This window comes from Streptococcus mitis B6, assembly GCF_000027165.1.
GTDB classification, from domain to species: Bacteria; Bacillota; Bacilli; order Lactobacillales; family Streptococcaceae; genus Streptococcus; species Streptococcus mitis_AR.
This window is the reverse complement of record NC_013853.1, coordinates 216755-229469: the sequence shown is the minus strand read 5'-3', so window position 1 is coordinate 229469 and position 12715 is coordinate 216755. Positions and strand designations below refer to the sequence as shown.

At 40.0% G+C, this 12715-nt stretch carries 12 protein-coding genes; all 12 read right to left on the bottom strand.

The features are described 5' to 3' along the window. Nucleotides 1-203 precede the first annotated feature (203 nt). Nucleotides 204-2855: a bifunctional acetaldehyde-CoA/alcohol dehydrogenase gene (gene adhE, locus SMI_RS01195; RefSeq protein WP_012972432.1), complete on the bottom strand. Its 2652-nt coding sequence runs from the start codon at nucleotides 2853-2855 to the stop codon at nucleotides 204-206. A gap of 300 nt (nucleotides 2856-3155) precedes the next feature. Next, complete coding sequence (locus SMI_RS01190; RefSeq protein WP_000429312.1) at nucleotides 3156-3566, bottom strand: MORN repeat-containing protein; 411 nt, start codon at nucleotides 3564-3566, stop codon at nucleotides 3156-3158. After that, nucleotides 3553-3996, bottom strand: coding sequence for a low molecular weight protein-tyrosine-phosphatase (locus SMI_RS01185; protein WP_000737446.1), 444 nt, complete (start codon nucleotides 3994-3996; stop codon nucleotides 3553-3555). Before SMI_RS01185 ends, SMI_RS01190 begins: the two co-directional genes overlap by 14 nt. A gap of 46 nt (nucleotides 3997-4042) precedes the next feature. After that, entirely contained in the window at nucleotides 4043-4342 is a 300-nt protein-coding gene (gene yajC / locus SMI_RS01180; RefSeq protein WP_001069291.1) for a preprotein translocase subunit YajC, read from the bottom strand. Between the two features lie 117 nt (nucleotides 4343-4459). Beyond that, nucleotides 4460-6436, bottom strand: coding sequence for a transketolase (gene tkt / locus SMI_RS01175; RefSeq protein WP_000067891.1), 1977 nt, complete (start codon nucleotides 6434-6436; stop codon nucleotides 4460-4462). Between the two features lie 113 nt (nucleotides 6437-6549). After that, nucleotides 6550-7641: an L-ascorbate 6-phosphate lactonase gene (gene ulaG, locus SMI_RS01170; RefSeq protein ID WP_001134229.1), complete on the bottom strand. Its 1092-nt coding sequence runs from the start codon at nucleotides 7639-7641 to the stop codon at nucleotides 6550-6552. Nucleotides 7642-7752: 111 nt separating this feature from the next. Further along, entirely contained in the window at nucleotides 7753-9426 is a 1674-nt protein-coding gene (locus tag SMI_RS01165) for a BglG family transcription antiterminator (protein ID WP_000242110.1), read from the bottom strand. Between the two features lie 166 nt (nucleotides 9427-9592). Continuing rightward, nucleotides 9593-10300, bottom strand: coding sequence for an L-ribulose-5-phosphate 4-epimerase (locus tag SMI_RS01160; protein ID WP_001077566.1), 708 nt, complete (start codon nucleotides 10298-10300; stop codon nucleotides 9593-9595). Nucleotide 10301: 1 nt separating this feature from the next. Then, entirely contained in the window at nucleotides 10302-11165 is an 864-nt protein-coding gene (locus SMI_RS01155) for an L-ribulose-5-phosphate 3-epimerase (protein WP_000252120.1), read from the bottom strand. A 3-nt stretch (nucleotides 11166-11168) separates the two neighbouring features. After that, entirely contained in the window at nucleotides 11169-11834 is a 666-nt protein-coding gene (locus tag SMI_RS01150) for a 3-keto-L-gulonate-6-phosphate decarboxylase UlaD (RefSeq protein WP_000166736.1), read from the bottom strand. 16 nt (nucleotides 11835-11850) lie between these two features. After that, on the bottom strand, nucleotides 11851-12336 hold the full coding sequence (locus SMI_RS01145; protein ID WP_001050067.1) for a PTS sugar transporter subunit IIA: 486 nt from the start codon (nucleotides 12334-12336) through the stop codon (nucleotides 11851-11853). Nucleotides 12337-12412: 76 nt separating this feature from the next. Next, on the bottom strand, nucleotides 12413-12694 hold the full coding sequence (locus SMI_RS01140) for a PTS sugar transporter subunit IIB (protein WP_000241466.1): 282 nt from the start codon (nucleotides 12692-12694) through the stop codon (nucleotides 12413-12415). Nucleotides 12695-12715: the final 21 nt, after the last annotated feature.

Here is a 12715-nt window from a genome sequence, read left to right as displayed (position 1 = left end):
GTACGGGCATTGTTTTTTGTCTATACCCCACTTATTTTTCTTTCTCCTTTGAAAGCCTATACTGCTGTCTTTCTTTCTCTACCTAGTCATTTCCCACTTTCCTTTTCAGATGAAAAGTGAAAATAGAAAAGATAAAAATTATTTTCAATCTTCCAATTTTACAAAAAAGAGACAGGAAATTCCTGCCTCTAGGCTGATAACAATTATTTACGGCGTCCTGGTCTTTCTTTGTAACCATAGTAAGAATCTTCGATGATTTCTTGCATATGGTCAACCATTGGAAGGCGTGGGTTAGCTGGTGAACATTGATCTTCGTAAGCAAGGAAGGCCAATTCACGTGAATGTTCTTTCCATTCTTTTTCATCGATTCCTTGTGCTTTGAAGTTCATTTGGATACCTACGCGCTCACCAAGTTCGTAGACAGCTTTTGCGTAAGATTCCACACCTTCTTCTGGAGTAGAAGCTGGAAGGCCAAGCATACGAGCGATATCTTGATATTTCTCATCTGCACGGTAGTAGTTGTACTTAGGCCATGTTGCTGTCTTAGCTGGACGTGTACCGTTGTAGCGGATGACGTATGGAAGCAAGATAGCATTTGTACGACCATGGATTGTGTGGAATTGCGCACCAATCTTATGAGCCATTGAGTGAGAAATACCTAGGAAGGCATTGGCAAAGGCCATACCAGCGATTGTTGAAGCGTTATGCATTTTCTCACGTGAGTGGAAGTCTGCATTCTTAACTGAGCTTTCAAGGTTTTCGAATACAAGTTTGATGGCTTGAAGTGCAAGACCGTCAGTGTAGTCGCTAGCCATTTGTGATACGTAAGCTTCAGTCGCGTGGGTCAGTACGTCCATACCAGTGTCCGCAGCAACAAATCCAGGAACTGTCAATACCAAAGCAGGGTCTACGATTGCCACAGTTGGTGTCAATGAGTAGTCAGCGATTGGGTATTTACGGTTGTTTGCTTTATCAGAGATAACGGCAAATGGTGTTACTTCAGACCCTGTACCAGATGTAGTTGGAATCGCGATGAATTTAGTCTTCTTACCAAGCAATGGGAATTTGAAGGCACGTTTACGGATATCCATGAATTTTTGGACAAGGTCACGGAAGTCCACTTCTGGTTGCTCATAGAAGAGCCACATTACTTTAGCAGCATCCATTGGAGATCCACCACCAAGAGCGATGATTGTATCTGGTTTGAAGGCACGCATAATCTCAGTACCACGGTTTACAGTTGTGATATCTGGATCTGGTTCTACATCTGCAAAGATTTGGTAAACAACCTTATTGCGACGAAGATCAAGTTGTTCGATGATACGATCAAGGAAACCAAGCTCGACCATGGCATGGTCAGTAACGATCATGACACGTTCAACGTCACGACATTTTTGAAGGTATTGAATTGAATCACGTTCAAAGTATGTTTTTGAAGGAAGTTTCATCCATTGCATGTTATTTCTCCGTCTTCCGACTTTTTTGATATTCAAGAGGTTAATGGCACTAACGTTATCCCCAACTGAGTTGCGTCCGTAAGAACCACATCCAAGTGTCAATGATGGCAAGAAGGCATTGTAAACGTCCCCGATACCACCGAAAGTAGAAGGTGAGTTACAGATAACACGAATAGCTTTAACAGCTTTACCAAATTCTTTAGTCAATTCTTCGTCAGCTGTGTGGATAGCTGCTGAGTGTCCAAGACCGTTAAATTCAACCATTTGACGAGCCTTAGTAATACCATCTTCACGGCTTTCAGATTTCAAAACTGCGATAACTGGTGACAATTTTTCACGGGTCAATGGCTCATTTTCACCAACTTCTTTACATTCTGCAGCAAGAATGTTTGTTCCTTCTGGAACTGTAAATCCTGCTTGTTCTGCAATCCAAGTTGCTGGTTTACCAACGATGTCAGCGTTCAATTTTGCACCAGCACAGTTTTTGCTGTTTGCTTTCACGCCGAAGCAGAATTCTTCAAGAAGTGCTTTTTCTTTTTTGTTTACAAAGTAAGTGTGATATGATTTGAACTCTGCTACAAATTCATCGTAAATTTCTTTATCAATGATAACTGCTTGTTCAGATGCACAGACCATACCGTTGTCAAATGATTTAGACATAACGATATCGTGTGCAGCTTGACGAATGTTTGCTGACTTTTCAACATAAGCTGGAACGTTTCCGGCACCTACTCCAAGAGCTGGTTTACCACATGAGTATGCCGCTTTAACCATGGCATTCCCACCAGTTGCAAGGATTGTTGCAACACCTTCGTGGTTCATAAGTGCACTAGTTGCTTCCATAGATGGTTCAGTGATCCACTGTACACAGTTTTCAGGAGCACCTGCTTTAATCGCAGCATCACGAACGATTTGAGCTGCGTGAGCTGATGATTCTTGAGCTGATGGGTGGAATGCAAAGACAATTGGATTACGTGTCTTCAATGAAATCAATGCCTTAAAGATTGCTGTTGATGTTGGGTTTGTTGTTGGAGTGATACCACAAACAACGCCAACTGGTTCAGCGATAAGAGTCAAACCTGTTACATCGTCTTCTTCGATAACACCAACTGTTTTAGTGTGGCGCATGTTGTTTACTACGTGTTCACAAGCAAACAAGTTCTTAGTTGCTTTGTCTTCAAATACACCACGTCCTGTTTCTTCATAGGCATGTAGAGCCAATTCCCCGTGGGCATCCAAAGCTGCTACTGATGCTTTGGCAACGATATAGTCAACCTGCTCTTGGTCCAACTTACGCATTTCCTCAAGAGCAACTAGAGCTTTTTGCACCAAGCCGTCGACATGCTTTTCAGCAGCGAGTTTCTTTTCCTCTGGTGTCACAGTTTTTTTATCAGCCATATTTTCCTCCATAGCTTTCAAGGGATCGATATCCTTTGTTAATTTTTTCACAAGTTTATTATAACGCATTATTTCAACTTTGTAAACAGTTTCATAAACATTTCACAAAGAATTTTTAAACCCTTGTGAAATTTTTCTCATTTTCCTTTATTATCAGTTTTTTTCTTCAAAGTTTGTGAAAATTATTTCAAATATTTTTTATTTCACAAGCTTGATTGGAAGAGGAGCTTGGAAAGATAGGGATTTACAGGTAAGCGCTTACTTAAACATTCTAACAATACCTCCTTTGATAAGGAGGCTTTATTTTTGTTGAAAAACGCCTTGTTTAAAAGTCCCTTCATAAACGACTTCTTGTTCTGTTGTTAGTTTTCCTTTTCCTTCAGCCTGACCATTTACAAAATCACCTTCGTAGATCCAGCCTTCTTTAGATTGAAAGGTACCTTTTCCGTTGAAGGCTCCATTGTTGAAACCACCTGTATATTGATCTCCATTTTGGAAGGTAATGGTACCTTGACCATTCATTTTACCACGGACAAGACTGCCGTCGTAAACAATCGTTCCATTATCGAGTTTTAGAACACCTTTTCCGGGAATATTTAGAAAAAAGACGAGTACAGCACAAAAAACAATGGCAACTACTGCTAAAAGTTCGAGACGTGGACGAGTCAGATACACTCGATACTTGTCGTAAAAATTCTTAAGATTTTCCACCTTCACTCTCCTTTTCTAAACGTTCTAGCCAAACTTGACAGCCCTCTTGAACACGTCGATAGGTTTCCTCAAAATCTCCTGTATACCAAGGATCTGGTATACTTTCAGATGCGAATGAGTAAATCTTATCTTGACAGTCTACTGGACACATCTGACGTAAGTCAGAAACATTTGAAGCGTCCATACCGATAATATAATCAAAGGCTTCAAAATCTTCCTTACTAATCTGAAGCGATGTCTTGCCTTTGTCATAAGGAATCTCATACTGTTGAAAAATCCCCTGAGTCCCCTTATGAATCGGATTGCCATGTTCCCAAGAGGACGTTGCTCGACTTTGGATTTCGTAGTTATCTGTCATTGATTTCATAACAAACTCGGCCATAGGGCTGCGGCAAATATTTCCCAGACAGACAAAGACTAGTTTTTTCATCCCATTTCCTTTCTTTTATAGAAAAACGGGAGTTCGTGATCCCGTCTTATTTTTCAATCGCGCCTTCTAGTGAAGCTGTTTCTTTAAGTGGTAATACGGTCTTGATAGCAGCTAGTTCAAAAGTCAAGTAAACCCCATCTACATCAAGAACAATTGTTTTCTTTTCTGTATCTACTTCATCGACTGTTCCATAAAGGCCCCCGATTGTAATAACTTCATAGCCTTTTTGTAGTTTATTCAAGCTTTCCATACGTTTTTGTGCTTGTTTCTTTTGAGAGCGTTGCGTAAAGAACATTAAGCCTAACATCGCTACAAGCATAATTAAAAATGTATAATTTGGATTCATTTTCTTCTCCTTTGTCTTTTACATAGGACTACTATATCAAATTTCAGTTACTTTTACAAGATTGTACCTTACTTTTCTAGTAAGAAAAAAACAGAGCTTGCGCCCTGATTTTTAGAATTATTTCAAGTTTTGAACGACTTTTACTAGATTTTCGACAGTAAAGCCATATTCTGCCAATACTTTTGGTGCTGGGGCAGAGGCTCCAAAGGTATCAATACCGAGAACAGCACCATCGAGACCAACATATTTGTACCAGTTTTGACTTGCACCCATTTCGACTGCAACACGACGGCGGACTGCATTTGGAAGAATTTCTTCCTTATATGCTGCATCTTGTTTATCAAAGACATCTGTAGATGGCATGCTGACTACGCGGACTTTTGCGCCTTGACTAGCCAATTCTTTAGCAGCTGCGACAGCAAGATTGACCTCTGAACCTGTTGCAATCAAGATGGTATCAAAGTCTGCTGCATTTTCATAGACAACATAGGCACCTTTTGCAACCTTGTTGAAGTCTGTCCCTTCTTCAACAGTCAAGTTTTGACGGGTCAAGACAAGGGCAGTTGGTGTTTTTTCGCTTGTCACTGCAAGGTACCAAGCTGCTTGCGTTTCACGCGCATCTGCTGGACGGAAAACATTCAGATTTGGCATGGCACGAAGGCCGGCTAAGTGTTCAACTGGTTCGTGCGTTGGACCGTCTTCCCCGACTGCGATTGAATCGTGGGTAAAGACATAAGTCACAGGAAGTCCTTGTAAGGCTGACAAGCGAACAGCTGCCTTCACATAGTCAGAGAAGACGAAGAAAGTTCCACCGTATACACGAAGTCCACCATGAAGAGCCATCCCGTTCAAGATTGTTCCCATGGCAAATTCACGAACACCAAACTGAATGTTGCGGTTCAAGCGGTTGGAATCGTCTTGAAGTCCGTCAGTCTTGATATAAGTCATGTTTGAGTGAGCAAGGTCAGCTGATCCACCTAGGAAGGTTGGTAACTTAGCTGCCACAACATTCAAGGCATCTTGGCTTGAATTACGAGTTGCTTGAGAGAAACCATTTTCTAAAGCTGGGAAGTCTGCTGGAGTCACTTCAACTGGATCACGTCCATCAATAATGGCTTCTACTTCTGCAGCCAATTCTGGATGCGCTTCTTTATAGTCAGCAACTAATTTTGTCCAAGCTTCATAAGCTGATGCGCCACGGTCTGCAACATGTTCTTTGAAATCAGCATAAACTTGTTCTGGAATTTCAAATGGTTCATAGTCCCAACCAAGGGCTTGACGAGTTGCTGCAGTTTCATCTGCTCCAAGAGGAGCACCGTGTACAGCATTAGTTCCTTGTTTGTTTGGAGAACCGTATCCAATAACAGTCTTCACTTCAATCAAAGATGGTTTGCCTGAAGCTTTTGCTGTTTCGATAGCAGCATGGATTGCTTCCAAGTCTGTTCCATCTTTAACCAAGGCTGTATGCCAACCATAGGCATTGTAACGGTCACGAACACTTTCTGTAAAGGAATCCTTTGTCTCACCATCCAAGTTGATGTCATTTGAATCATAAAGAACAACCAACTTGTCTAGTTTTTGCAAGCCTGCGTATGAAGCCGCCTCGCTTGAGACACCTTCCATCAAGTCTCCATCTCCACAGATAACATAGGTATAGTGGTCAAAGATATTGTAGCCTTCGCGGTTATATTTGGCTGCCAAGAAACGTTCTGCTTGGGCAAAACCAGTGGCAGTTGAAATCCCTTGACCTAGAGGTCCAGTAGTAGCATCAATCCCTGCTGTATGACCAAATTCTGGGTGACCTGGTGTTTTTGAACCCCATTGACGGAAGCTCTTAATCTCATCCATGCTGACATCTTCAAAACCAGAAAGGTGCAGAAGAGCATAAAGGAGCATTGAACCATGTCCTGCTGAAAGAATAAAGCGGTCGCGGTTAATCCAGTTTGGTTGAGCTGGATTGATGCGAAGTTGTTTTGTAAAGAGGCTGTAAGCCATCGGAGCTGCTCCCATAACCACACCTGGGTGACCTGAGTTGGCTTTGTTGATAGCGTCAATACCTAGGAAACGAATTGCATTAACAGATAGATTTGACATAGAATTTCCTTTCTATTTGAGGTGATTATTGAATCACACATTCTATTCTACTATTATATGAAAATTATCCGTATCATGCAACATACGGATAACCTCCAAAGAATATTTTTATATTATAGCAAAGCTTTAAATTGAATATTAGAGTCTTGTTCAAAACAATCATCAAAACCACGTGGATGATGGTATTCTACTAAGTGTTGATCTTGAGGATAAGTGTACTTACCGCCGACTTCCCAGATAAATGGATGGAAATCGTATTGCAAGCGATCTTTTCTCATTTTCCAAAGTTCTATAATCTCATTAGTAGAAGCCATGAAGTTAGACCAGATATCATAGTGAACTGGGATAATGACTTTTGTACGCAGATTTTCTGCCATACGAAGAAGGTCGATAGATGTCATTTTATCTTGGATACCTACCGGATTTTCACCATAGTTATTCAAAGCAACATCAATTTTAAAGTCTTTACCATGTTTTGCAAAATAGTTTGAGAAGTGAGAATCTGCACCATGATAGATGGTTCCACCTGGTGTTTCAAAGATATAGTTAACAGCCTTTTGAGCCATTTCTTCATCTGTAACAGCTAAGCCAGCAAGTTCCCCGCCTGTCTTATCAGCACCGTTCACTGGGAGAGTTACCAAGCAAGTACGGTCAAATGATTCTACTGCATGAATCTTCATATCTTTTAATTCGATAGTGTCACCTGGTTTAACAACGATGATACGTTCTTTTGGAACACCCCATCCTTCCCAGATTCGTCCACAGTGGTAAGGACCGATAAACTTAACATGCTCTAACTTAGGATTGTTGAGAATTGCTGCAGCTGTGTATGGGTCGATATGATCACTGTGGAAGTGTGAAACTAAGTAATAGTCTAGTTCGTTGATAGCAAATGGATCGATAACCATTGGCTGAACACGCAAGTTTGGTTGCAACTTACGAACACCTGCCATATTTGCCATTTGATGCCCACGAACCATATCTTTCACTTTTTTGGTTGATTTTCCACGGTTTGACCAAAGGTCCATGACAACGTTAGCACCACCTGGTGTCTTAATCCAAGTACCACAGTTGCCTAGCCACCACATGGCAAAGTTGCCTTCAGGTACGACTTCTTCTTCGATTTCTTCGTTCAACCATGTTCCCCACTCTGGGAAAGTAGCTAAAATCCATGACTCTCTTGTAATTTCTTTGACGTTTGGCATATGTTGCCTCCTTTGGATATAATTGTTATCTTTGAGATTAGTATACCACCCTTCAAAACACTAAAAAAGACCAAGAAAAACACAGGTTTGTGTTCATCATTGGACTGTCCTTCAAATATCTTCCAAAAAAGCTTGAACTACTATTTCTTGATTTATAAGTGTTTGAACCTCTTCTTGGAACTTACTAGCCAACTTGCTGTCTACAATATAAGACGAAATAAGACTAGAAAGATTTTCACTGAAACTTTTGCTCTCATTACGAAATATATTGTGTTTAAGATAGTCTAGCATTTTCAAAATATCTTCTGCTTCAAGGATAGGATTAACCCTTAAAGTCGGAAATCTGCTATCCAAATCATCATTAGTTGTAATCACTACATCAACTTGTGCAATATCTTCCACACTCTTAAATTGTTCTGTTGTAAATACAGTGCCAATCTGCTCATTTGGAAAATAAAGTTTGCATTGTTTCAGCAAAAGTCTCGAAACCGCAACACCTTCATCACAAACGAGATAAACTTTTTTCATATTTTTTTGAGACGATGGTGTATACTTTAAAAATCCTCCAATATGAATCGTCAAATAGGCAATATCATCGTCTGTTAGCCGAATAAACCATGCTCCTTCTAAAATTTCCGCAGATTTTCTAGTGACTAAAAATAATTCTCCATACTTGGATCGAATTTGTTTTGTTAGAGGATTTTTAGAAAAAATACCGTAAGTCTTTCTAAATAACAAGGCTTTACAGTGGATCATCAAATTTCGTAACAAATCATCCTTGTTTTCAATCTCCATTCGGATTTGTGATTCAAAATACCAGATAAATTCTTCTAAAGCAAGTTTTAATTGCCGAAAATCATCACTTTCTGCATGAATATCCAAATCTTTACGATAGGAGAGGAGAAGAACAGCTACAAGAGAAACTTCAAGTTCTGACAAAGAAATTTCAAACTTTTGAAACAACCGTTCTCCTAATTTCTTAGACACCTGATACTCTATTCTTTTTCTTATCAAAGAAAATTCTTTCTCTATATCCTGATGTCTTTCTTGATACTGTTCAACATTATGACAGCTTAACAGCAAATAAGGTAGAACCTGCAACATAAAAGTTACTTCATGATGGTTTATTTTCTTCCCTAAATCTTGTTCAACTAAAGGAACCTGTTCCTTAAAAAATTGGTTCATTTCAACAGAAAGCAAACTCTCATCATCTAACCTCTCTTTCATCTTATCTTCTAAAATAGATACAAAAGTGGCATTTTCTTCCATAAAAATATGATATAGAAGCGATTGAAGATACTGAATTTTATTAAGGGGGTGGGCATAAAGGTGGTATCCCTGTGACTTGCTCACTTGCAAGGTCACCTGATATTGTTCCAAAGTTAGTTGATAACGAATACTATTCAAATCATTGAGAACAGTATTCCTAGATACCTCTGTTAACTCCATCAATTTTTCAATCGTAATACGTTCTTTAGAGATACCTATCCATAGTAACATTATCATCATACGTTCATGCGCACTCATGATATAATCGTACGAATCTACTTCCGATAATAGTTCACAACAAGCATCTCTCTGCTCTTCCGCTAAGTGATTACCAATTCGTGGAATACTAATGATTTGAAGCGCCTCGTCACCCAGAGCAGCATTGATTTTGTCAATGTGATAATAAATTTTCCTTCTTGACTCTTTCAAATCTTTCGAAATCGCCATAATCGTTTTGGACGTTTCTTGATCCATCAAATATTGAAGCAAATCACAACTTGCCTTATCCAGTACCATATTTCATACTCCTCTATCAATCAACTGCCTTGAAAACAACTTTATAATAGTATCACATTCACTAATGCATTTCAATTATCAACAGTAGTCTCTTAATAACGAATACTTACAATTACAAAAGCGAGGCTTGGATCAAAAGGTCCTAGCCTCTTTTCAATTCAATTTCTTATTTCTTTTGACCGTAATAAGCATTTGGTCCATGCTTACGTTGGTAGTGTTTTTCTAAAATGTACTGGGGAGCAGGTTCAACTCTTGGATTGATTTGTTCTGTAAAGCGATTCATCTTTGATACTTCCTCTAGTACGACAGAGTGATAAACAGCATTCTCTGGATTTTTGCCCCAGGTGAATGGACCGTGATTGCGTACAACAATTCCTGGTACTTCAACCGGGTTAAGTCCGCGACGTTCAAACTCTTCTACGATAACCAGGCCAGTATCTTTTTCATAGGCCACTTCTACTTCGTCCTTGGTCAAACTACGGGCGCAAGGGATTGAACCGTAGAAATAATCTGCATGGGTTGTTCCATAGAAAGGAATATCACGTCCAGCCTGTGCCCAACCAACTGCTTCTGTCGAATGGGTGTGGACCACACTACCAATCTCTTGCCATGCCTTATATAACTGCACATGAGTTGGGAGGTCAGAAGATGGTCTTAAATCTCCTTCTAGAACTTGGCCATCCAAGTCCGTCACCACCATGTTTTCAGGTGTCAATTCGTCATAATCTACGCCTGATGGTTTAATAACAATGACACCTAGTTCGCGATTGACTTCCGATACATTTCCCCAGGTAAATTTAACAAGTCCATGTTTTGGTAATGATTGATTGGCATTACAGACTCGTTTACGCATATCGTTTATTACTTGATTCATCTTACATCAAACCTGCTTTCTTAATTAGTGGATAGAGAAAAACTTGCGCCTCTTGAATGGCTGCGCGTGTTTCTTCTACAGTTTCACAATTTTCAGACCACATTTCGATTAGGAAAGGTCCATTATAATTGGTTTGTTTTAAAATATCGAAAGCTTCTTCCCATTTGACACAACCTTGCCCAAAAGTTACATCTCGGAACTGGCCCTTTGAATTTTCTGTCACTGCATAAGTATCCTTGAGATGGAGAGCTGCGATGGCATGATGCCCAAGATAAAATTCACTGTAGACATCATTATGCCATGCAGACACATTACCAATATCTGGATATACAAAAAGGTAGGGAGAGTCAATATCCTTTTCTACAGCCAAGTATTTTTCGATACTATTGATAAAAGGATCATCCATAATTTCAATAGCAAGTACCACCTGAGCTTCTTCAGCCCAGTCACAGGCTTTTCTCAAATTTTTGATAAAACGTTGGCGTGTCTGGGGTGACTTTTCCTCATAGTAAACATCGTAACCAGCTAGTTGAATCGTACGAACTCCCAAATCTTGAGCTAATTCGATACATTTTTTCATGAGTTCTAGAGATTTTTCCTCTAGAACTGGATCACTTGATCCCAATGGGTAGCGACGATGGCCTGAAAAACAAATAGAAGGAATACGAACACCAGTTTCATAGATTGCTTTGACAACTTCCAAGCGTTCTTCCTTACTCCAGTCAAGTCTTGCTAAACGCTCGTCACGTTCGTCAATAGACATCTCGACAAAATCAAAGCCTAACTCCTTTGCAAAATTTAAACGTTCTAGCCAAGTAAAGTGTATCGGGGTTGCCTTTTCATAAATTCCAATTGGACGTACCATGGTTTACCCCCAAATTCGTTTAATTTCATCCTTGAAGGCACGCGCTGCTCCTGCTGGATCCGCAGCCTCTGTAATTCCACGACCTGCGATAAAGGTAAAGACATCAACATCTTCAAAGAGTTTGAGAGTATCTACATCTAGACCACCTGTTACAGATACACGGAAGCCCATGTCAATGAGTTTTTTAACCTTATTAAGGTCTTTTTCACCCCAAGTTTCACCAGCAAGAAGAGCATCACGAGATTGGTGATAAATAGCTTGTGAGATACCTGCATCTAGCCAAAGCTGAGCTTGTTCAAAAGTCCAATCGCCATAAAGCTCGATCTGGATTTCGCCTCGTTCTCCTCGTTCAGTCTTGATAGCCTTTAAAGCTGCTTCCATAGTAGGGATGGTTGCACAACAGATACAAGTCATCCAGTCTGCTCCACGAACCGCATTATTTTTAGCAACTGTTCCACCAGCATCAGCACATTTTGTGTCTGCCACAATAATCTTATCTGGGAAAAGACTACGCAAGACTTCAACCAGCTCACTTCCAACTTGAAGCAAGCAAACAGTTCCAGCTTCGATAATATCTACTTCCTGACCAACAGAAACAGCTGCTTTAATCGCTCCTTGCAAGTCTGAATGGTCTAATGCAACTTGTAAATTAGGTATTCTTTTTGTCATCTCTTTATTCCTCTTTCTAACTTTCCAAATCCAATCCTTCGAGATAAGGGCTATCCTTAGATTCTTCAATCATAGCCAAGACATCTTCTTTAGTCTGGCAAGCCTGTAAACGTGCAATAGAATCTTCTAATTCAAACAGGGCAATGATTTGTGGAATGGCTACACTTGTGTGAATTTTCGAGCTTGTTGCTGCTAGTGCCAACAAAACAGATACCTCTTTCCCATCTGAAAATACAACAGGATTTTGTAAGGTAATCAATGAAAAAGCATCACTTTGCACACCAGCTTCAGGTCTAGCGTGGGGCATAGCCATACCTGGCATCAAGATATAGTAAGGGCCATACTCTTCAGTCGATTCAATGATAGCATCGTAATACTCTGGCAAAATTGCCCCACTTTCAATCAAGGGGTCTACTGCTACCTTGACTGCTTCTTTCCAATCGTGAGCCTCTAAACCTAGTCGGATCGAGTCATTGTCAATTAAAGATTGTTTTAAATTCATATCTGCCTCCTTTATTTAAAGAGGGAGAAGGACAGAAACGATAACTCTCAGTTTCTGTCCAGCCCCCTCCAACCTTTTACTGTAGTGCTTGACTGAGTTTTTCAGTGATTTCTTTATCATCCATCAAGTTGTCAAGCCCAATTAACTTCCCATTAGTTCGCCCTTCCAATTCTTGAATCAAATGAAGAGAAGCGATTACGATGTCATATCCTGCTGCTAAACCTTTAGCTTCACCGACACTGCATGAATTGACTGTAAAATCTGTTTGATTAAGCTTACGGAGAGCATTTTCGACCTTCATCTTGATAACCATTGATGAACCCATTCCATTTCCGCACGCTGCTAATACTTTAACCATTTTATTTCTCCTTTTTCTAGA

Coding starts and splice junctions, on each gene's coding strand:
- adhE (WP_012972432.1), bottom strand. CDS start 2,855: ATGGCTGATAAAAAAACTGTGACACCAGAGGAAAAGAAACTCGCTGCT.
- SMI_RS01185 (WP_000737446.1), bottom strand. CDS start 3,996: ATGAAAAAACTAGTCTTTGTCTGTCTGGGAAATATTTGCCGCAGCCCT.
- yajC (WP_001069291.1), bottom strand. CDS start 4,342: ATGAATCCAAATTATACATTTTTAATTATGCTTGTAGCGATGTTAGGC.
- tkt (WP_000067891.1), bottom strand. CDS start 6,436: ATGTCAAATCTATCTGTTAATGCAATTCGTTTCCTAGGTATTGACGCT.
- ulaG (WP_001134229.1), bottom strand. CDS start 7,641: ATGCCAAACGTCAAAGAAATTACAAGAGAGTCATGGATTTTAGCTACT.
- SMI_RS01165 (WP_000242110.1), bottom strand. CDS start 9,426: ATGGTACTGGATAAGGCAAGTTGTGATTTGCTTCAATATTTGATGGAT.
- SMI_RS01160 (WP_001077566.1), bottom strand. CDS start 10,300: ATGAATCAAGTAATAAACGATATGCGTAAACGAGTCTGTAATGCCAAT.
- SMI_RS01155 (WP_000252120.1), bottom strand. CDS start 11,165: ATGGTACGTCCAATTGGAATTTATGAAAAGGCAACCCCGATACACTTT.
- SMI_RS01150 (WP_000166736.1), bottom strand. CDS start 11,834: ATGACAAAAAGAATACCTAATTTACAAGTTGCATTAGACCATTCAGAC.
- SMI_RS01145 (WP_001050067.1), bottom strand. CDS start 12,336: ATGAATTTAAAACAATCTTTAATTGACAATGACTCGATCCGACTAGGT.
- SMI_RS01140 (WP_000241466.1), bottom strand. CDS start 12,694: ATGGTTAAAGTATTAGCAGCGTGCGGAAATGGAATGGGTTCATCAATG.